This is a genomic window from Modicisalibacter ilicicola DSM 19980 (assembly GCF_900128925.1).
Classification (GTDB): Bacteria; Pseudomonadota; Gammaproteobacteria; order Pseudomonadales; family Halomonadaceae; genus Modicisalibacter; species Modicisalibacter ilicicola.
The window spans coordinates 274,913-293,477 of sequence record NZ_FQUJ01000002.1 but is presented as its reverse complement, the minus strand read 5'-3'; the positions used below and the strand labels follow the sequence as shown (position 1 = coordinate 293,477).

Below are 18,565 nucleotides of genomic sequence, written 5' to 3'. Positions count from 1 at the left end.
AACCGGCGCATGGCAGACACGGCTTCAAAGACCGCTTTTCTACACCCGCGCTTCTGGCCGACCTGGCTGGCCATCGCCCTGATGCGCCTCGGTGCCTGGCTGCCCTGGCGGCTCAAGCTGGGGGTCGGCAAGGCGATCGGCCTGCTGGCCTGGCGTTTCGCCAGGCGCCGGCGACATATCACCGAAACCAACCTGCGCCTGGTCTTTCCCGAGCTCGACGAGGAGCGGCAAGCGCAACTGGTGCGCGATACCTTCATCGCCAACGGCATCGGCATCCTGGAAACGGCCACCGGCTGGTGCCGCGACCCCGAGCACCTGCGCCATCGCGTGACCTTCAAGGGCGAACAGCACATGCAGCGTGCCATGGCCCAGGGCAAGGGCGCCTTGATCATCGGTATCCATTTCTCGACCCTGGATCTGGGAGGCGCGCTGCACTCGCTGTTCTTTCCGGCCGATGTGGTCTATCGCCCCCACGACAACCCGCTGTTCGAGCGCTTCATGACCCGCGCGCGTTCGCGCATCTTCGGCCAGGCCATCGACCGTTACGATCTGCGCGGTGTCGTGCGGCGCATCAAGGCCGGCCATGCGGTCTGGTATTCGCCGGATCAGGATTTCGGACGCGAGGCCAGTGTCTTTGCACCGTTCTTCGGCGTGGAAGCGGCCACCATCAAGCTCACCGCCAAGATCGCCCGCATGACCGGGGCCCCGGTCATGCCTTTGATCTTCCACCGCAATTCCGACGATCGTACCTATACGCTGGAATACCTGCCCGCCCTGGAGCATTTTCCCAGTGGCGACGAGGTAAGCGATGCCGCCCGGATCAATGCGGTGATCGAGGCGGCGATCCGCCGTCATCCCGAGCAGTACCTGTGGCTGCACCGACGCTTCAAGACCCGCCCGTCGGGTGAGCCAGGCGTCTATTGACGCCTGCGCTGCATGTCGCGGCGAGACACGAGGGATTCATGAAAAACCCTTGCCTCGGAACGAGGCAAGGGTAGTCATCGGTTGAAAGGGTTGGTGGGAGCCCGGTTTACCGGGCGATTTCAAGACCACCATCGCTCGCTTAAGCGAGCTCCTGCCAATGATCCAAGCTTGAACTGGCCCCTTACATTTCCTGAGCGGTGGGGCGCAGGATGATCTCGTTGATGTCCACGTCCGCCGGCTGCTCGATGGCGTAGACGATGGCTCGCGCCACACTGTCGGCGGGAATCGCCATCTCGTAGAGGTCGTTGACCTGCTTGGCGGTCTCGTCGTGGCCCACGCTCTGGGGCAGCTCGCTTTGCACGGCCCCGGGCGACAGGGTGGTGGTGCGGATGTTGGGTCCGGCCTCCTTGCGCAGGCCTTCCGAGAGGGCCCAGACGGCGAACTTCGAGGCACTGTAGACGGCACTGCCCGGGAAGACCACGTGACCGGCCACGGAGGAGAGATTGATGAAGTGGCCGCTCTGTTGCTGGTTCATCACCGGCAGGGCGGCGTGGATGCCATACATCACGCCCTTCACGTTGACGTCGATCATCTGCTCCCACTCGTCGACCCGGCCTTCGGCCAGGGGTGACAGCGGCATCAGGCCGGCGTTGTTGACCATCACGTCGAGACGCCCGTAGGTGTCCGTGGCATGCTTCACCAACGCCTCGACCTGGCCTCGGTCAGTCACGTCGGTGGCCTTGACCGTTGCCTCGGCGCCGAGGTCCTTGAGCTCCCTGGCCAGTTCGTCGAGACGCTCCTGGCGCCGTGCCGCGAGCACCAGCCTGGCGCCGCGCCGGGCGAGATGACGGGCCGTCTCGGCCCCGAGACCGCTGCTCGCACCGGTGATGACGACGACCTTGCCTTGAATCCTGTCGTTCTGCTCGTTGCTCATGCATGCCTCCATGCGTCGCTGCTTTTCGTTAATCTTCTCGATATGCGGCCGGGAGGGCGGCTTTTCAAGGGGGCGGCGTGGCGGCCAGGGTCCCGGGCAGTTGCAGGCGATGTTCGCCGCTGTTCAGGCGTTCATCGATGAACCGATGGTCCAGGCCGTCCCGAGCGAGCTGGCGCAGTGTCGCGATGACCCGATCCGCGTGGGCCTGAATCACCTCGAGTTCCCGATGCTTGGCATAGAGCGAAAGCGTCTTGAGCGCCTTGAGCAGCGCCAGGTCGATACTCACGTCGTCCTTGCCATAGTGGAGTATGGGGATGAAAAGGCGATAGAGCAGGGTTTCGAAGGGGCGTATCGGCCAGGTCACGCGGATGTGGCCCTGCTCGTCGGTCAGGGCGTTGCTGGGCACGAGCTTGAGTCGCCGGATCAGCAGCTCGGTGAGCTGGTGGATGCACAGGCGTGCGGTACCCGGGTCGTTGATGCCCGGCGACAGGGCCTTGACGGCGATTTCCATGAGCTGGGTGAGGCCGTTGATGTAGAGGTCCTCGACGGTCTCGCCCTGGACGTAGGCCAGTTGCGCCAGCACATCCCGGCACCAGCTTTCCTCGGGCGGCCGGGAGGCCTCGACCTTGAACAGCGGAAACTCCTCGACGGTGAAGTCGCCGAGGCTGAAGTTGAGGTGGATCACCGCATCGATGGATTCCGCCAGGTCGGCCAGGGCCTCGAGCTTCACGTTCTGGATATAACCGCTGCGTCGGGAGTGGATCGTGTGCCAGGTCCCGCCGGGCTCCGGGGGTGTTTCCCGATGGCGCCAGCGCGCATCGCGCTGCTGGGATTCCAGGCGTTCGAGAGCCAGGCGGGTCTCGCGGTGCAGCCCCGCGGTGATGGCATTGATCTGTACCGATTGAGAAGCGTTGTGGATGAAGTACACGAACAGGCCCAGGCAGTGAATCACCATGACGACACCCAGGTAGATGCCCATCGAGCGCCACAGGCTTGGTGCCTCGCCATTCAATGGCACGATCAGCAGGATGAGAATGAAGAGAATGGTGCCTAGATAGTGGCCCAGCACCCACTGGTGGTGGCGTTCGGTGATCAGGCCGAACACCAGCTTGTGCGAGAAGTTGCCCCCGGCCTGGGAGAGCACCGTCATGACCATCGAGAAGCTGAACACCATCAGCGAGATCATGGCGGCGATCAAGGTCGCGAGCAGGGTGCGGGCGGTATCCTGATCCTTGAACTTCAGCCAGCCGAGGAAGTCCGGCAGCGTGGCGGCGTCCAGGGAGGGCACCACCACCGCCAGGCCCAGCAGCAGATAGGCCAGGGCCAGCTGGCTGGGCAGAAAGGCGATGCTGTGGCGAAACGTCTTCACTGCCCGAAAGGGCCAGGTCAATACGGAGCTCATCCGAGGGTCCTCGCGACGGTGTCGCCCATGGTCGTGGCCACCGTCATGTCACCACACGAAAAGGGCTCCTTCCCGGTCGGGAAGAAGCCCTTGGTCGCAACGCTCATGCGCTAGCAACGGTCAGGCATCGATACGCTTGTACTTCATGCGGTGCGGCGTGTCGTTGCCGACGCGCTTCTTGTGATCCGCTTCGTAATCGGTGTAGTTGCCCTCGAAGAACACCACCTGGGAATCCCCTTCGTAGGCGAGGATGTGCGTGGCGATGCGATCGAGGAACCAGCGGTCGTGAGAGATCACCAGGACGCAGCCGGGGAAGGCCAGCAGGGCCTCTTCCAGGGCGCGCAGGGTCTCGATATCCAGGTCGTTGGAGGGCTCGTCGAGCAGCAGCACGTTGGCGCCCTGCTTCAGGGTCTGGGCCAGTTGCAGGCGTCCGCGCTCGCCGCCGGAGAGTTCCGAGAGCCGTTTCTGCTGGTCGTTGCCCTTGAAGTTGAAACGCCCCACATAGGCCCGGGACGACACCTCGTAGCCGTTGATGTTGAGGATGTCCTGGCCTTCGGAGACGGCCTCCCAGACGGTCTGCTTGTTGTCGAGGGCATCGCGCAGCTGCTCGACGTAGGCGATCTCGACGGTTTCACCGATGACGATTTCGCCTTCGTCGGGCTGTTCGGTGCCGTTGATCATGCGGAACAGCGACGACTTGCCGGCGCCGTTGCCACCGATGATGCCGACGATGGCCCCCTTGGGCACCTGGAACGACAGATGCTCGAAGAGCAGCTTGTCGCCGTAGCGCTTGCTGACGTCGTGCAGCTCGATCACCTTGTCGCCCAGGCGCGGGCCGGGCGGAATGTAGATCTCGTTGGTCTCGTTGCGCTTCTGGAAGTCGCCGGACTGCATCTCCTCGAAGCGGTTGAGGCGCGCCTTGCTCTTGGCCTGGCGGCCCTTGGGATTCTGCCGGACCCAGTCCAGTTCTTCCTTGATGGCCTTCTGGCGCGAGGCCTCCTGCTTGGCTTCCTGAGCCAGTCGCTTCTCCTTGGCTTCGAGCCAGTCGGAGTAGTTGCCCTCGAAGGGAATGCCCTGGCCGCGGTCGAGTTCGAGGATCCAGCCGGCGACGTTGTCCAGGAAGTAGCGGTCGTGGGTGATGGCCACCACGGTACCCGAGTAATCGTGCAGGAAGCGCTCGAGCCAGGCCACGGATTCCGCGTCCAGGTGGTTGGTGGGTTCGTCGAGCAGCAGCATGTCCGGGTTGGAGAGCAGCAGCCGGCACAGCGCCACGCGGCGGCGTTCGCCGCCGGAGAGCACGCCGACGTTGGCTTCCCAGGCGGGCAGGCGCAGCGCCTCGGCGGCCACCTCCAGCTTGCGCTCCAGGTTGTGCGCGTCGGAAGCCTCGATCAGGTTCTCCAGACGCGCCTGCTCGGCGGCCAGGGCGTCGAAATCTGCATCGGGTTCGGCGTAGGCGGCGTAGACGGCGTCGAGCTGCTCCTGGGCCTTCTTGATCTCGCCGACGGCTTCCTCGACGGTCTCGCGCACGCTCTTGCTGTCGTCGAGTTCCGGCTCCTGGGGCAGGTAACCGATGTTGAGGCCCGGCATGGGGCGGGCCTCGCCGTTGTACTCGGTATCGACGCCGGCCATGATGCGCAGCAGGGTCGACTTGCCGGCGCCGTTGAGTCCCAGCACGCCGATCTTGGCGCCAGGGAAGAATGAGAGCGAGATGTCCTTCAATATCTCGCGCTTCGGGGGCACGACCTTGCCCACCCGGTTCATGGTGTAGACGTATTGCGCCATGGAAATCCATTCGTGTTGGGGGTTGCGGTGGCCTAGATGATAGTGGTCGCACCGAGGAAAGGCCAGTCCGTGGCCAGAGCCGGCCCGCGGCATGCAGGCTGGGATGGGTGAATGGTCAGCCCTGCTCGCGACTCGGCATTATTCTTCTTCTTCCAGCGCCCAGTCGTCTTCTATCGCCCGCTTCAGCCTGCGCTCCTCCAGCAGCGCCTCGACCTGGCGGCGCAGCCGCAAGGTGTCGGCACGACTGCTTCGGGAGCGATGGTATTGCGTATCGCTGTCACTGTCGGTTTCGAAGACATCCTGCTCGTCGAGTTGTTCGTCACTAAGCGTGTCATGGCTCATGCTCGACCCTCCGATGACCCTATGTTGGCGACATGGCAGCCTCATCGACCCGTGCTTCCAAGGCTTTCGGGCGAATCCAGGTGCCATGCTCGCTATATAGCGCCGGTCGTGATCGAGGACAAGCGTTTTTGCGGAAAAAACGTGGGGAATCAAGCGCCGTGCTTGGCCTTGAGCGCCTCGAGCTCCTGAAGCGCCTCGACGCGGTCGGTGACATCCTTCTGCACACCGATGAAGTAAGTGAGCTGATCCTGCTCGTCGAACACCGGCGTGATCGACAGTTCGTTCCAGAACAGGCTGCCATCCTTGCGGTAGTTGCGCAGCACCTCACGACAGGGGCGTTGCTCGGCGATCGCCTGACGTATGTTGTCCAGCCCAGGCTGGTCGCGATCGTTCTTCTGCAGGAAACGGCAGTCGCGATAGAGGATTTCGTCGGTGCTGTAGCCGGTCAGGCGCTCGAATCCCTGATTAACGTAGATCAGGATGGTGTCGTCGCCTTCCTGCTCGGCCACGACGATGCCATCCGCCGAGGCATCGACGATACGCTCCAGCAACTCCGCGTCGATCATGGTGGGTCTTTTCATACGTCTCGCAGTCCTGTGACAGGTCGTTGGCGCGATCGCCCTAAGCGCAACCCATTATGCCTATCATGGCCAGACTGGGCAGGGTTTTCAACGCTTTGTCGCCCCTATTCGACCTCGGGGAGGCGTTGGGCGGTGGCCGCCGCCGCCAGGGCACACAGGGCCAGCACCAGCAGCAGGCCGTCGCTGCCCAGCCACTGCGCCAGCGCCCCGATGATGCCACCGACGATCAACATCAGAATGCCGGTCAGCGTGTTCGACAAGGCGACGTAGAGGGCGCGCTGGTCGCGGGTGGCCATGTCCACGATGTAGGTCTTGCGTCCCAGGCGCACTCCGGCATGGGCGATGACCAGCACACCATAGACGACGGCATAGGGCCATACCGTCTCGCTCCAGCCGCCGGGCGCCCAGGCGACTCCCGCCGCCGCCAGGCAGCACAGTGCCGCGATCAGGCCCGCATCGCGCATGACGCGGCGGCTGGAGGTGTCGGCGCGCTTGCCCCACACCGGGCTTGCCAGCATGCCAGCCAGCCCGGAGACCACGATGAGCACGCCGAGACCGCCGAGATCCTCGCCACTCTGCTGCTGGCCGAGCAGGGCGATGTAGGGCAGCGCGAGCGCGCTGGAGAGCAGCAGGGCGCGGGATACATTGAAATGCAGGAAGGTTCGATCCTCGCGCATGAGATGCAGGCCGCGTCGAACGCTGTTCCAGGCATTCTCGCCGCCTTCCTCGGCACCGCGATCCTCTCGGATGGCGGCGGCACAGGCTGCATTGATCGCCCAGCCCAGTGCAGCGATGGCCAGTAGTATCGCCAGGGCGATCTCGCCAGGCCGATCCTCGAACAGCATGAGCACCGCGCCGGCGAGAAGGGTGATGCCTCCGGCCACGCTACCGCTCCAGCCCATCAGGTTGCCGCGACGCTGCTTGGCGATGGTCTTGCCCAGCACGTCCTTGGTGGCAATGGAAGAGAGCCCCCTTGCGAGGGACAAGGCGACGAGCACGGCCAGCACCAGGGCGCCGCCTAGCCCACCGCTGCTCGCCAATGCCAGCACAGCCAGTAGCGCGGCGCACAATGACTGCAGGACACCGCCAACGACCCACACCCACTTGCGTTGCGGCATATGGCGTATGAAGCCGGCGATGAAGACCTGGGGCAGCAGGGCCCCGGCCTCGCGGATCGGCACCAGCAGGCCCACCATCCACACCGGGGCGCCGATCGCCCCCAGCAACCAGGGCAGCACCAGGCGTGCGCTGGAGAGTTCGTCGGCCAGCTTGTTGCCCAGCGAGGCGAGCAGGTGACGAAAGAAATTGCCGGGTTGCTCATGGCACGCCTCGTCGGAGATGTCCTTGCACATGCGGCTGTCTTCATCGCCGGTCAGCCACTCGTAGAGACGCGACTGGCTTATGGGAGTATCGGCCATGAGTATCCTCCTTGATGGGCTCTTGAAAGCGCCAGCGCCTTGTTATGATGAGCCATCGACACGCTTTGAAGAGAACGACGATGGCTCGAATACGCATCCATTATTGCACGCAATGCCAGTGGCTTCTCAGGGCCGGGTGGTATGCCCAGGAATTGCTTTCCACCTTCGGCGAGGATCTCGAACAGGTCGCGCTGGCGCCCAGTCATGGGGGCCACTTCGAGGTACTGTGCGACGAGGAGGTGATCTGGGAGCGCAAGCGCGACGGCGGGTTTCCCGACATCAAGGAGCTCAAGCGTCGGGTGCGCGACCGGCTTGATCCGGGGCGCGATCTGGGGCATATCGATCGCTGAGAGCCTTAAAGGCTCTGAAGAAGCACCGAATGAATGCCTTACCACCAGTGTTTGCGCTTGAGCAGCAGCATCACCAGTACGCCGATCACCAGGGTGATGCCGATGAACACCGTGAAGCCGTAGGGGCTCTCGGCGCCGGGGATGCCGCCGACGTTGATGCCCAGCAACCCGGTGAGAAAGCTCAGCGGCAGGAAGACCGTGGTGATGATGGCCAGCATGTACATGCGCTGATTGAGCCGTTCGTTGTGCTCGCTCCAGAGCTGCTCCTGAAGGATCAGCGCCCGTTCCTGCATGGCATTGAAGTCCTCGACATAGCGCGAGAGCTGGTTGGCGCTCTCGCGAAGCGACACCTTGGTCTCCTCGTCGAGCCACAGTGGGCCCTGGGCCAGCTGTGACAAACAATCGCGCTGCGGCCCCATGAAGCGGCGCAAGTTGATCAGGGGGCGGCGTATCCTGGCCAGGTCGTCGGCGTCGATCTCCGCCTGATCGGTCAGCTGGGCTTCCTCCATCCTGGCCAGATTCTCGTCGAGCTGGTGGGTGACATCCCCTACCTGGTCGACCAGGGTTTCGGTCAGCCAGGCCACCAGGTCCGGTATCGTGAGGGCGCCATCGCCGCCGTCGATGCGCTCCCTGACCACGCTGACCGCGTGCAGGGGGTGGCGGCGCAGCGTGATCAGCCGCTTGGGTGTCATCCATACCCGCAGCGAGATCAGGTCGTCCCGAGCCGCGCCAGGGTTGAAGTTGATGCCGCGCAAGGTGGTGACGACACCACGCCCGAAGCGGGCGACCCGAGGGCGAGTGTCCTCTTCGAGCAAGGCCTCGATGACCGCCTCGTCGAGGCCCGCCAGGGAGTGCAGGTAGGTCATGACGTCGTCGTGGCGAAAATCCAGATGCAGCCACAGGGAAGGCTCATTGCTGTTCCAGAGCCGGTGGAGCTGATCGGCATCGAGCAGGGTTCCGCCGCCGGTGCCGTCCAGGCAGTAGGCGGTGACGAAGGCGCTGGTCCGGGCGGGCGGCGTATCGGGCGCCGCCATCGGCAGGGTATCGCTGGATGCCGCCATGAAAGCATTCCTCAAAGCCAGTGTCAGGTGATCGCCATCCTCGCCTTGGGAGAGGCAAGGTGGTTAGGGAATTGCCGAATAAATCGCCGAACGAAATGAAGTGCAACGCAGCAATTCGTTCGTGTAGGCATTCATGCAGTGATTCCTTAGGCTGGCTACTTTAGCGTAAACACGGAACAGACAGGGAGCGGGCATGACCCAGGATCGTCGAGCGATGCTCTGCGGCGTCGGCGCGGTGGCGCTATGGTCCACCGTGGCCACGGCCTTCAAGCTGGCGCTGGCGAGCATGACGCCGGTCGAGCTGATCTGGATCGCCGCACTGGTCTCCTGGTTTCTGATCGGCGCTCTGGTGATCCGGCGCGGCCAGCTCGGCCGAGCGTTGCGCAGCGGCTGGCGTACGGCACTGTGGGCGGGAATGATGAATCCCGTGGCCTACTACCTGGTGCTGTTCGCCGCCTATGATCGGTTGCCGGGCCAGGAGGCCATGGCCCTCAACTACACCTGGGCCCTGGCCATGGCCTTTCTCGCCGTGCCGATCCTGGGGCAGCGCCTGACCCGCATGGATGTGTTCGCGGGGCTGGTCGCCTATGCGGGGGTGTGGGTCATTGCCACCCGGGGCGCGGTGTTCGATGTGGCCTTTGCCGATCCCGTGGGGGTTGGCCTTGCCCTGGCCTCGACGCTGCTCTGGGCGCTCTACTGGCTGCTCAATGCCAAGGACCCTCGGGAGCCGCTGGTCGCCCAGTGGCAGAATTTCAGCGTCGGCCTGCCGGTGTTGACCGTCATCGTTGCCTTCGGTCCCGGCTTCACCTGGCATGGCTGGGGCAGCCTGGGGGCGGGGGTCTACGTGGGGCTGTTCGAGATGGGCATCGCCTTCGTGCTCTGGCAGATGGCGGTCCAGCAGATCTCGCGTACCGCCAAGGTCTCCAACCTGATCTTCCTGTCGCCACCGGTGTCGCTGTTGCTGTTGCACCTGGTCGTCGGCGAGCCGATCCTCGCCTCGACGCTGATCGGCCTGGTATTGATCCTGGGCGGCCTGGGATTGCAGCAGTTGCAGAAGACGCCGGCGCCGGCCCGGGCGTGAAGGTCATGGCCATCGCCCGGTCATCCTGATGGCTCCGATCCCCCGTGGGAGCTCGCTTCAGCGAGCGATGGCGTCACCTGAATAGCTGGTAGTGGAACAGCAGCTGCTTGAAATCCTGGCGCTGGTGGGCAAAGAGATAGATGGAAACGGTCCGGGTTTCCGGCCACAGGCGATAGACGACGCGATAGTGGTCGATCGGCAGTTCGCGGTAATGATTGACGCCAAGGGTTGTCGTCTGGCGGCAGATCGCATAGGTGGCGGCGTGATCCGCTAGGCGGGCAGCCGCCTTATCGGCCAAGCCCCAGGTATAGGCATGAGCCTGGTCTATCGGCATTTCAAGATTATCGATAAGAAAATGCCGACAATGACGAAGGGATTGCAGTGCCGTATCTTCGAAAGTGACCGCGCTTGAAGGCATCAGGTGGGCTCACCTCGCTCGGCTGCGTGGTCGGCCTTGAGCTTTGCCATGAACTCCTCGGCGCTCATGGTCATGCCGGCCTCGCGGCTGCGTTCGCCCAGGCTCAGCAGCTTGAGCAGGGCGATGGCCTGTTCCCGGCGTTCGTGAGCGGCATAGGATTCCACCACGTAGGTGGGCTTGCCGTTCTGGGTGATGACCAAGGGCTCCTGGACGTCGAGGGTGGCGGCGTTCTGCTTCAGGTAACTGATGGTTTCGGTACGCATGGGTGAGCTCCTTTGCCGATTGGTTCGATTATGGACCATGAATGGACCATTGGCGAACCGCTCAATGACTCGCCACCCGTTCTCGTGCCTGCTTCGGCAGCAGGGGTTCGAGCTTGGGCCAGACATTCTCGAGCATGCGTGGCTGGGCCTCGGCGGTGGGGTGGATGCCGTCGTCCTGCATCAGACCGTCATCGAGGGCGATACCGTCGAGCAGAAAGGGCACCAGCGGCACCCCGTACTTCTCGGCCAGGCCACGGTAGACTGACCTGAAGGCCCGGGTGTAGGCCTGACCGTAGTTGGGCGGTATCTCGATGCCCACCAGCAGCACCTTGGCCTCGGCCCGTTGGCTGGCCTCGATCATGCTCGAGAGATTGCCGCGCATCTGCTGGGGCGACAGGCCCCGCAGGCCGTCGTTGCCGCCCAGCTCGATCAGAACGATGTCCGGCGCGTGCTGTCGGAGTAATTCCGGCAGGCGTGTCTCGCCACCGGCGGTGGTTTCGCCGCTGATGCTGGCATTGACGACCTTGACGTCGTCGCCGAGGCGCTGGCGTAGTAGATTGACCCAGCCGGCCTCGCGCTCGATTCCGTAGGCGGCACTCAGGCTGTCGCCCAGGACCAGCAGCGTCGTGGAGGCGGCATTCGCCGCGCTGGCCCAGACTAGCAGCAGCGCCACCAGCCAGCCTTTTTTCAGGAACCGTACAACCACAGGGAAAGCGTGCACCATGTCCAACTCCCAAGCGCGTGAAATGAGCCCGATTCTACATGCCCGGGGGCTGGGCAAGCAGGTCGTCAGCGGCGAACGCCGTCTGGATATTCTAAGCAATCTCGACCTCGAGGTGTTTCCCGGTGAGAGCGTGGCGATCCTGGGGAGTTCCGGCGCCGGCAAGTCGACCCTGCTGGGGCTGCTGGCCGGCCTCGACACGCCGACCCGGGGAGAACTCACCTTGTTCGGCCAGTCGCTGCCCTCTCTCGACGAGGATGGGCGTGCCGGGCTGCGGGCCGGGCGGGTCGGTTTCGTGTTCCAGAACTTTCAACTGCTGCCCACCCTGACCGCCCTGGAGAATACGCTGCTGCCCCTGGAACTGCTGCCGGGCGACGATCATCAGGCGAAGGCCCGGGAGTGGCTGACCCGGGTGGGGCTGGGAGAGCGCATGAACCATCTGCCCAAGCAGCTCTCCGGCGGCGAACAGCAGCGCGTGGCGGTGGCGCGGGCGTTCGTCACGCGCCCCGAGCTGGTGTTCGCCGACGAACCCACCGGCAATCTCGATCGCGGCACCGGCGGAAAGGTCATCGATCTGCTGTTCGAGCTCAACCGCGAGGCGGGCACCACCCTGGTGCTGGTCACTCACGATCATCATCTGGCACGGCGCTGTGACCGCTGCCTCGGGCTCGACGCCGGGCGCCTGGCGGCTCTCGACCGGGACGAGGTGGAAGCATGAGTCATGGTGCAAGAGGCGGGGGCGGCCTGCTTCGGCTGTCCCTGAAGGGGTTGCGCCGCGACCTGCGGGCCAGCGACGTGCGCGCCCTGTTCGTGGCCCTGGCCCTGGCGGTGGCGGCCTCGACGATGATCGGTTTCTTCCTGGATCGTCTCGACCGCGGCCTGACGCGCCAGGCCGGCCAGCTGGTGGGTGGCGACATCAAGCTGGAACAGGGCAAGCCCTTCGATTCCGACCTGCGTCGGCAGCTCGAGGAGGCGGGGCTGACCCTGGCCGATCAGGTCGACTTGGTCTCCATGGCCAGTCGTGACGCTTCGTTCCAGCCGGCGAGCCTCAAGGTGGTCGACGGGGCCTATCCGCTCTATGGCAAGGTGCGCGTCGACCTGGGCGGCGGTATCGAGGAGGTGGCTCACGGGCCGTCGCCCGGCAGCATCTGGATCGCGCCGCGTCTGGCCCAATTGCTCGATGTCGGGATCGGCGAGAGCGTTCAGGTCGGTCAATCCCGGTTCCCGGTGTCCGGGCTGATCGAGCGCGAACCCGACCAGTCCGCCGGCTTCGGCAGCTTCAATCCCCGCCTGATGATGCACCTCGACGATCTCGAGGCCACCGGGCTGGTGCGCCCCGGCTCCCGGGTCGAATACGAACTGCTGGCCAAGGGGCCGCCCCAGGCGGTGGCCCGGGTCGAGGATCTGCTGGCCCGGCTCGAACGGCAAGGGGTCGAGATCGAGGACGTGCGCGAGGACCGCCCCCAGCTCGGCAACGCCCTGGAGCGGGCCGAGAAATATCTCAGCCTGGCGGGGCTCGCGGCGGTGCTGCTCGCCGGTGTCGCGGTGGCCATGGCGACCCGACGCTACGTCGACCGTCATCTGGATACCGCCGCCTTGCTGCGCTGTTTCGGGGCATCCCAGCGTCAATTGACCCAGCTGTTCGCATTGCAGCTCTTGTGGCTGGCGCTCTCCGCCTCGATTATCGGCGCGCTGCTCGGTCTGGCGGGACAGGCGGGGCTGCTGGCACTGCTGACGCGCTTTCTGCCGCTGGAGTTGCCGCCTCCGGGCATCCTGCCGCTGCTGCTGGGCATATTGACCGCCCTGGCGGTGCTGGTGGGCTTTGCCGGTCCGACCCTACTGCGTCTCAAGCAGGTCAGCGCGCTCAAGGTGCTGCGTCGCGAACTCGATCCGCTGCCGGCCTCGGCCTGGCTGGTGGTGGGCGTGGCGAGCCTGGTGTTCGGCGGGCTGCTGTGGCTCTATTCCGGCGATTTCATGCTCTCCCTTGGCCTGCTGCTGGGAGGGTTGGCGGCGCTGGTGGTGCTGTGGACACTGGGCTGGCTGCTGCTGGGGGCGGTGCTGCGTCTGGCGGGACGATTCGGCAACGGCGCGGGTGGCGCTGCCCAGGCCCTCAGGCTGGGAGCGCGGCAGCTGGCGCGGCGGCGCCAGGCGAGCCTCGGCCAGCTGCTGGCCTTCGCGGTGACCTTCGCTGCCATGGCGATCATCACCCTGGTGCGCGGCGACCTGCTGACCACCTGGCAGGCGCAGTTGCCCGAGGACACCCCCAACTACTTTGCCATCAACATCCAGCCCGACGAGCGCGACGGCTTCACGGACATCCTCAACGCCGGCGATGCCAGTCGCAGCGCCCTGTATCCCATGGTGCGCGGGCGCATCGTGGCGATCAACGATCAGTCGCCGGAAGACGTCGTGCCGCCGGAGAGCCGTGGCGACAACGCCTTGCGTCGCGAACTCAACCTGACCTGGAAGGAAGAGGTGCCCACCGGCAACCGGGTGGTGAAGGGCAGCTGGTTCGCCTCGGATGCCGCCGCATCGCCCGCGGACGGCACCGTGCCGATCTCGATGGAAGATGGCCTGGCCGAGCGCTTCGGGGTCGATCTCGGCGATACCCTGACGTTTTCCATCGGCGGCGCGGACATCACCGGCGAGATCACCAGCCTGCGAAATCTCGATTGGGACAGCTTCCGGCCCAACTTCTATATCGTCTTTCCACCCGAGGTGCTCGAGCGTTTCGGCCACAGCTACATCACCGCCTTCCACGTCGAGGATGGCAGCGATGTGCCGGGCAAGCTGGTGTCGGCCTATCCCGGCGTGTCGCTGATCAACGTCGAGGCGATCCTGGGCCGGGTGCGCGAACTGCTGTCCCAGGTCACCCGGGCGGTGGAATTCGTGCTGGCCTTCGTCCTGCTGGCCGGGGTGAGCGTGCTCTACGCCGCGCTGACCGCCAGCCACACCCTGCGCACCCACGAGAGCGGCCTGCTGCGAGTCTTCGGCGCCGGCGGTCGACTGATATCGCGCATCCAGGGCGTTGAATTCGCGCTGCTGGGCTTCACCAGCGGCCTGATGGGCGCATTGCTGGCCGAACTGGCCGCCGCCGGCGTCTATATCGGCTGGCTGGACCTGGCGCCCCGCATCCACTGGCCGATGTGGCTGGTCCTGCCGCTCGGCGGGGCGCTGCTCATCGGGCTCATCGGTCATGCGCTGTCCCGGGGCGTACGTCGCCAGACGCCGATGGCCAGCCTGGGCTTGCTGGGCGAGGCGTGAGTTTATTGCAGGGTTTCAAGTGGTGAGGAATCTTGCCATGCGGTCTGTTATCTTGCCATCGAGGCCCAACCATACTCCGGCCGGCCAGAGGAGTAGAGCATGAGCACCCCAGAGCAGATTGCCGACGAGATCAGTCAGCTACCAGAAGCGCTTCAGCGTGAAGTGCTGGATTTTGCTCACTTTCTGAAGACAAGATCGCAGCAAGCCGAAAGGAGCGAGCTTGAGGGCCTGGCCCATGCCCAGGAATCGAGTCTCGATAATGAGTGGAACAACGAGGATGACGAGGTATGGAACGATGTACCAACCCGGTGATGTCGTTCTGGTACCCTTTCCGTTTTCCGATCTGGAAACAGTGAAGAAGAGGCCCGTGCTGGTGCTTCACTGCGCCGACCACCATGGCGACGTGGCATGTCTGGCTGTCACCTCCAGTCCTCAGCACCAGCAATCGGTGCCTCTGCATGAGGAGAGCTTCATCGATGGCAAGCTCCCCAAGCCGAGCTGGGTCAGGTATGGGAAGATTTACACGCTCAATGAATCCATCATGGTCGGACGATTCGGTAGTTTGCAGAAGAGTGTTTTCGAGAAAGTGCGCATGCGCTTTTGTGAACATTTCGGGTGCTGGGAAGGTTAACTGGGGTTTAGAATTTCTCGGGGTAGCCTCGAGGCCCTTTCATATGAAAGGGCGCAGGAGCTGGGGTATCATGTTGGCCCCTGGTTTTTCCGACTCGAGGATGCTCGCCGATGTTCACCCGTGACATGCAGATTGCCGGTTTCGATGATGCCCTGTTCGATGCGATGGAGAAGGAGGTCGCGCGTCAGGAAGCCCACATCGAGCTGATCGCCTCCGAGAACTACGCCAGCCCTCGGGTCATGCAGGCCCAGGGCACGCAACTGACCAACAAGTATGCAGAGGGTTATCCCGGCAAGCGTTACTACGGCGGCTGCGAACATGTCGATGTGGTCGAACAGTTGGCCATCGACTATGCCAAGCAGCTGTTCGATGCCACCTACGCCAACGTGCAGCCGCATTCCGGGTCCCAGGCCAACAGTGCCGTCTTTCAGGCCCTGATCAAGCCCGGCGACACCATCCTCGGCATGAGCCTGGATGCCGGCGGCCACCTGACCCACGGTGCCAGGCCGAACTTCTCCGGCAAGCACTACCACGCCATCCAGTACGGTCTCGACGACAGCGGCCGCATCGACTACGACCAGGTGGCGACCCTGGCCCGGGAACACCAGCCGAAGATGATCATCGCCGGCTTCTCGGCCTACTCCCAGATCATCGACTGGCAACGCTTCCGCGAGATCGCCGACGAGGTGGGTGCCTACCTGCTGGTCGACATGGCGCATATCGCCGGCCTGGTCGCCGCCGGCGTCTACCCGAGCCCGCTGCCTCATGCCCATGTGGTCACCACCACTACCCACAAGACCCTGCGCGGCCCCCGGGGTGGCCTGATCCTCTCCTCCGAGGGCGATGCGGGCGTGGAGAAGAAGCTGCAGTCGGCGGTCTTCCCCGGCAGCCAGGGCGGCCCCCTGATGCATGTCATTGCCGCCAAGGCGGTGTGCTTCAAGGAGGCCATGGAGCCGGCGTTCAAGAGCTACCAGCAGCAGGTGGTCAAGAATGCCCAGGCCATGGCCGGCGTGTTCATCGATCGCGGCTACGACATCGTTTCCGGTGGCACCGAGGATCACCTCTTCCTGGTGTCGCTGATCAGGCAGGGCATCACCGGCAAGGACGCGGATGCCGCCCTGGGGCGCGCTCACATCACGGTCAACAAGAACGCCGTGCCGGGCGATCCCCAGAGCCCCTTCGTCACCTCCGGCCTGCGCATCGGTACCCCTGCCGTGACGACCCGGGGGTTCGGCGAGGATGAGTGCAAGGAACTGACCGGCTGGATCTGCGATATTCTCGATGCCCTGGCCAAGGGCGACTCCAGCGCCGCGGAAGGCGAGGTGAAAAGCCAGGTCGAGGCCATCTGCGCCCGCTATCCGGTCTATCGCTGAGAGGGTCCTGGCGGGCAATCCGGTTCAACCCTTCTCTCGCTACCAAGATCAGGTCTGTAAGGCGTTTAGATTAATTCTAGCGCCTTGCAGTCTCTTTCTTGTCTCATTTTCGCGCAAGGAATCTGGTACCCTTTGGGCCCGCTGGGCCGGGCAAGGAAGCGCTACGCCCTGGGCTTCAATCGCTGACTTATCAGACGAAGCCGAACACTCCTATTTATCCGTTAACAGCGAGCAGCGCCCATGGCTACCCGCAAAGAAGCCACCGACCTGCAACGTGCCCTGAAAGCCTGCAAGGGCTCCTTCATGACGGTGGGGTTCTTCAGCATGTTCATCAATCTGCTCATGCTGGTGCCGCCTCTTTATATGCTGCAGGTGTATGATCGCGTCATCACGACCCGCAGCGAAGAAACCCTGTTCATGCTCACCCTGGTGGCGGTCTTTCTGCTCATCGTCATGGGTGGCCTGGAGCTAGTACGTTCGCGAATCCTCATCCGGGTCGGCAATCGACTCGACACGACGATCAACCGACGCCTCTACACGGCGATGTTCCGGCGTAGCGTGCTGGTCCAGGGGCAGCAATCGGCGCAACCGTTGAGCGACCTGACCAACCTGCGCCAGTTCCTGACCGGCAATGGCCTGTTCGCCTTCTTCGATGCCCCCTGGGTACCGGTCTACCTGGCGGTGCTGTTTCTCTTTCACCCGTGGCTCGGCCTGTTCGCCACGGCCGCGGGCGTCATCCTGCTGGCCTTGGCCGTCGCCAACGAGAAGGCCACCAAGACCTTGCTGGCCGAGGCCAACAGCGAGCAGATCCAGGCCCAGGACCTGGCCAACAGCAACCTGCGCAATTCCGAGGTGCTGCATGCCATGGGCATGCTGCCAGGCATCATGGGGCGCTGGGCGGGCAGGCACCACGAGTTTCTCGCCAAGCAGTCCCAGGCCAGCGATCGGGCCAGCGCCCTGACCAACGCCTCCAAGGTGCTGCGTATCCTGTTCCAGTCCCTGATCCTGGGATTGGGGGCCTTTCTGGTGCTGCAGGGCAGCATGACGCCGGGCATGATGATCGCCGGTTCGATCCTGATGGGCCGGGCCCTGGCGCCCATCGACCAGATGATCGGCAGCTGGAAGGGGTTCGTCGGATCGCGTAGCGCCTATCATCGCCTGAACGAACTGCTCGAGCAGATTCCCCAGGACGATCGACGCATGTCGCTGCCGGCGCCCAGGGGCGACGTGGCCATCGAATCCGTGGCCGCGGCGCCGCCCGGGGTGCGCATGGCGACCCTGCGTGGCGTCAACTTCAACGTATCCCGGGGGGAGCACGTCGGCATCATCGGGCCCAGCGCCGCGGGCAAGACGACCCTGGCCCGCGTGCTGCTGGGCGTCTGGCCTCCCCAGGTGGGCACGGTGCGCCTGGACGGCGCCGACATCACCCAGTGGAATCGCGACGAACTGGGACCTCACATCGGTTATCTGCCCCAGGACATCGAGCTGTTCGATGGCACCATCAGCGAGAACATCGCCCGCTTCGGGGAGGTCGATGCCCAGAAGGTCGTCGAGGCGGCCAGGAAGGCCGGCGTGCACGAGATGATCCTGCAGCTTCCCAACGGTTACGACACCCACATTCGCGCCTCGAGCGGGGCGCTTTCCGGCGGCCAGCGTCAGCGCGTCGGGCTCGCTCGGGCCCTCTACGGCAATCCGGTACTGGTGGTGCTGGACGAGCCCAACTCCAATCTCGACGACCGCGGCGAGCGCGCCCTGGCCGCGGCCTTGCGCACCCTCAAGGCGGAAGGCGTCACGCTCTTCGTGATCAGCCATCGCACCAGCATCCTGAAGAGCATGGACAACCTGCTGGTCCTCAAGGATGGGCAGGTCAGCCTGTACGGCCCCCGCGACCAGGTCCTGGCCCAGTTCGCTCGGCAGGGACTCGCCAAGGACAAGAGCCAGGCTGCGGGGGGCAAGAACACTCGCCTGGCGGCCATTCGCGGCGGCCAGACCAACCCAGGTCCGCAATCCGAGGAGTAGA

General features: G+C 64.4%; 19 protein-coding genes. 9 read left to right on the top strand and 10 right to left on the bottom strand.

The genetic code is table 11. The features are described 5' to 3' along the window. Window positions 1-9 precede the first annotated feature (9 nt). Window positions 10-924: an LpxL/LpxP family Kdo(2)-lipid IV(A) lauroyl/palmitoleoyl acyltransferase gene (gene lpxL / locus BUA41_RS01410; RefSeq protein WP_072818958.1), complete on the top strand. Its 915-nt coding sequence runs from the start codon at window positions 10-12 to the stop codon at window positions 922-924. A gap of 181 nt (window positions 925-1,105) precedes the next feature. Here lpxL and BUA41_RS01405 read toward each other — a convergent pair whose 3' ends face one another. The 6 genes from BUA41_RS01405 to BUA41_RS01380 all read right to left on the bottom strand — a co-directional run bounded on the left by BUA41_RS01405 (window position 1,106) and on the right by BUA41_RS01380 (window position 7,383). Next, complete coding sequence (locus BUA41_RS01405) at window positions 1,106-1,858, bottom strand: SDR family oxidoreductase (protein WP_072818955.1); 753 nt, start codon at window positions 1,856-1,858, stop codon at window positions 1,106-1,108. Window positions 1,859-1,922: 64 nt separating this feature from the next. Further along, window positions 1,923-3,260 carry a DUF2254 domain-containing protein gene (locus tag BUA41_RS01400; RefSeq protein WP_072818952.1) on the bottom strand — a complete coding sequence of 446 codons (1,338 nt, stop codon included), beginning with the start codon at window positions 3,258-3,260 and terminating at the stop codon, window positions 1,923-1,925. Between the two features lie 120 nt (window positions 3,261-3,380). After that, window positions 3,381-5,042 (bottom strand): energy-dependent translational throttle protein EttA, encoded by a 1,662-nt coding sequence (ettA, locus tag BUA41_RS01395; protein ID WP_072818950.1) that lies wholly within the window; start codon window positions 5,040-5,042, stop codon window positions 3,381-3,383. A 138-nt stretch (window positions 5,043-5,180) separates the two neighbouring features. Continuing rightward, complete coding sequence (locus BUA41_RS01390; protein ID WP_072818948.1) at window positions 5,181-5,384, bottom strand: PA3496 family putative envelope integrity protein; 204 nt, start codon at window positions 5,382-5,384, stop codon at window positions 5,181-5,183. Between the two features lie 149 nt (window positions 5,385-5,533). Further along, window positions 5,534-5,965 carry a PAS domain S-box protein gene (locus BUA41_RS01385; protein WP_072818945.1) on the bottom strand — a complete coding sequence of 144 codons (432 nt, stop codon included), beginning with the start codon at window positions 5,963-5,965 and terminating at the stop codon, window positions 5,534-5,536. 104 nt (window positions 5,966-6,069) lie between these two features. Further along, window positions 6,070-7,383 carry an MFS transporter gene (locus tag BUA41_RS01380; RefSeq protein WP_072818943.1) on the bottom strand — a complete coding sequence of 438 codons (1,314 nt, stop codon included), beginning with the start codon at window positions 7,381-7,383 and terminating at the stop codon, window positions 6,070-6,072. A gap of 80 nt (window positions 7,384-7,463) precedes the next feature. Here BUA41_RS01380 and BUA41_RS01375 point away from each other — a divergent pair, with 80 nt between their 5' ends. After that, window positions 7,464-7,733, top strand: a complete 270-nt coding sequence (locus BUA41_RS01375; RefSeq protein ID WP_072818940.1) for an Rdx family protein — start codon at window positions 7,464-7,466, stop codon at window positions 7,731-7,733. 38 nt (window positions 7,734-7,771) lie between these two features. Here the strand turns inward: BUA41_RS01375 and BUA41_RS01370 are convergent, their stop codons facing one another. Beyond that, window positions 7,772-8,794, bottom strand: a complete 1,023-nt coding sequence (locus BUA41_RS01370) for a zinc transporter ZntB (protein WP_072818938.1) — start codon at window positions 8,792-8,794, stop codon at window positions 7,772-7,774. Between the two features lie 193 nt (window positions 8,795-8,987). Here BUA41_RS01370 and BUA41_RS01365 point away from each other — a divergent pair, with 193 nt between their 5' ends. Beyond that, window positions 8,988-9,875, top strand: coding sequence for a DMT family transporter (locus BUA41_RS01365; protein ID WP_072818935.1), 888 nt, complete (start codon window positions 8,988-8,990; stop codon window positions 9,873-9,875). Window positions 9,876-9,948: 73 nt separating this feature from the next. On the opposite strand, the gene BUA41_RS01360 is transcribed toward BUA41_RS01365, so the two are convergent. The 3 genes from BUA41_RS01360 to BUA41_RS01350 all read right to left on the bottom strand — a co-directional run bounded on the left by BUA41_RS01360 (window position 9,949) and on the right by BUA41_RS01350 (window position 11,280). Beyond that, on the bottom strand, window positions 9,949-10,293 hold the full coding sequence (locus BUA41_RS01360; RefSeq protein WP_072818933.1) for a type II toxin-antitoxin system RelE/ParE family toxin: 345 nt from the start codon (window positions 10,291-10,293) through the stop codon (window positions 9,949-9,951). Beyond that, window positions 10,293-10,556, bottom strand: a complete 264-nt coding sequence (locus tag BUA41_RS01355) for a type II toxin-antitoxin system Phd/YefM family antitoxin (RefSeq protein WP_072818931.1) — start codon at window positions 10,554-10,556, stop codon at window positions 10,293-10,295. The genes BUA41_RS01360 and BUA41_RS01355 overlap by 1 nt, the downstream gene beginning before the upstream one ends. A gap of 61 nt (window positions 10,557-10,617) precedes the next feature. Then, entirely contained in the window at window positions 10,618-11,280 is a 663-nt protein-coding gene (locus BUA41_RS01350) for an arylesterase (RefSeq protein WP_072818928.1), read from the bottom strand. On the opposite strand from BUA41_RS01350, the gene BUA41_RS01345 reads away from it, so the two are divergent. The 6 genes from BUA41_RS01345 to BUA41_RS01320 all read left to right on the top strand — a co-directional run bounded on the left by BUA41_RS01345 (window position 11,279) and on the right by BUA41_RS01320 (window position 18,564). Beyond that, window positions 11,279-11,995 (top strand): ABC transporter ATP-binding protein, encoded by a 717-nt coding sequence (locus tag BUA41_RS01345; protein ID WP_072818926.1) that lies wholly within the window; start codon window positions 11,279-11,281, stop codon window positions 11,993-11,995. The genes BUA41_RS01350 and BUA41_RS01345 overlap by 2 nt on opposite strands. Then, window positions 11,992-14,541, top strand: a complete 2,550-nt coding sequence (locus BUA41_RS01340; RefSeq protein ID WP_072818924.1) for an ABC transporter permease — start codon at window positions 11,992-11,994, stop codon at window positions 14,539-14,541. Before BUA41_RS01345 ends, BUA41_RS01340 begins: the two co-directional genes overlap by 4 nt. 99 nt (window positions 14,542-14,640) lie before the next feature. Beyond that, window positions 14,641-14,853, top strand: coding sequence for a DUF2281 domain-containing protein (locus BUA41_RS01335; RefSeq protein WP_072818922.1), 213 nt, complete (start codon window positions 14,641-14,643; stop codon window positions 14,851-14,853). Then, window positions 14,837-15,172: a type II toxin-antitoxin system PemK/MazF family toxin gene (locus tag BUA41_RS01330; RefSeq protein ID WP_072818920.1), complete on the top strand. Its 336-nt coding sequence runs from the start codon at window positions 14,837-14,839 to the stop codon at window positions 15,170-15,172. The genes BUA41_RS01335 and BUA41_RS01330 overlap by 17 nt, the downstream gene beginning before the upstream one ends. A gap of 110 nt (window positions 15,173-15,282) precedes the next feature. Then, entirely contained in the window at window positions 15,283-16,545 is a 1,263-nt protein-coding gene (gene glyA, locus BUA41_RS01325; protein WP_072818918.1) for a serine hydroxymethyltransferase, read from the top strand. Window positions 16,546-16,785: 240 nt separating this feature from the next. Beyond that, window positions 16,786-18,564, top strand: coding sequence for a type I secretion system permease/ATPase (locus tag BUA41_RS01320; RefSeq protein ID WP_072818915.1), 1,779 nt, complete (start codon window positions 16,786-16,788; stop codon window positions 18,562-18,564). Window position 18,565 lies beyond the last annotated feature (1 nt).

Coding starts and splice junctions, on each gene's coding strand:
- lpxL (WP_072818958.1), top strand. CDS start 10: ATGGCAGACACGGCTTCAAAGACCGCTTTTCTACACCCGCGCTTCTGG.
- BUA41_RS01405 (WP_072818955.1), bottom strand. CDS start 1,858: ATGAGCAACGAGCAGAACGACAGGATTCAAGGCAAGGTCGTCGTCATC.
- BUA41_RS01400 (WP_072818952.1), bottom strand. CDS start 3,260: ATGAGCTCCGTATTGACCTGGCCCTTTCGGGCAGTGAAGACGTTTCGC.
- ettA (WP_072818950.1), bottom strand. CDS start 5,042: ATGGCGCAATACGTCTACACCATGAACCGGGTGGGCAAGGTCGTGCCC.
- BUA41_RS01390 (WP_072818948.1), bottom strand. CDS start 5,384: ATGAGCCATGACACGCTTAGTGACGAACAACTCGACGAGCAGGATGTC.
- BUA41_RS01385 (WP_072818945.1), bottom strand. CDS start 5,965: ATGAAAAGACCCACCATGATCGACGCGGAGTTGCTGGAGCGTATCGTC.
- BUA41_RS01380 (WP_072818943.1), bottom strand. CDS start 7,383: ATGGCCGATACTCCCATAAGCCAGTCGCGTCTCTACGAGTGGCTGACC.
- BUA41_RS01375 (WP_072818940.1), top strand. CDS start 7,464: ATGGCTCGAATACGCATCCATTATTGCACGCAATGCCAGTGGCTTCTC.
- BUA41_RS01370 (WP_072818938.1), bottom strand. CDS start 8,794: ATGGCGGCATCCAGCGATACCCTGCCGATGGCGGCGCCCGATACGCCG.
- BUA41_RS01365 (WP_072818935.1), top strand. CDS start 8,988: ATGACCCAGGATCGTCGAGCGATGCTCTGCGGCGTCGGCGCGGTGGCG.
- BUA41_RS01360 (WP_072818933.1), bottom strand. CDS start 10,293: ATGCCTTCAAGCGCGGTCACTTTCGAAGATACGGCACTGCAATCCCTT.
- BUA41_RS01355 (WP_072818931.1), bottom strand. CDS start 10,556: ATGCGTACCGAAACCATCAGTTACCTGAAGCAGAACGCCGCCACCCTC.
- BUA41_RS01345 (WP_072818926.1), top strand. CDS start 11,279: ATGTCCAACTCCCAAGCGCGTGAAATGAGCCCGATTCTACATGCCCGG.
- BUA41_RS01350 (WP_072818928.1), bottom strand. CDS start 11,280: ATGGTGCACGCTTTCCCTGTGGTTGTACGGTTCCTGAAAAAAGGCTGG.
- BUA41_RS01340 (WP_072818924.1), top strand. CDS start 11,992: ATGAGTCATGGTGCAAGAGGCGGGGGCGGCCTGCTTCGGCTGTCCCTG.
- BUA41_RS01335 (WP_072818922.1), top strand. CDS start 14,641: ATGAGCACCCCAGAGCAGATTGCCGACGAGATCAGTCAGCTACCAGAA.
- BUA41_RS01330 (WP_072818920.1), top strand. CDS start 14,837: ATGTACCAACCCGGTGATGTCGTTCTGGTACCCTTTCCGTTTTCCGAT.
- glyA (WP_072818918.1), top strand. CDS start 15,283: ATGTTCACCCGTGACATGCAGATTGCCGGTTTCGATGATGCCCTGTTC.
- BUA41_RS01320 (WP_072818915.1), top strand. CDS start 16,786: ATGGCTACCCGCAAAGAAGCCACCGACCTGCAACGTGCCCTGAAAGCC.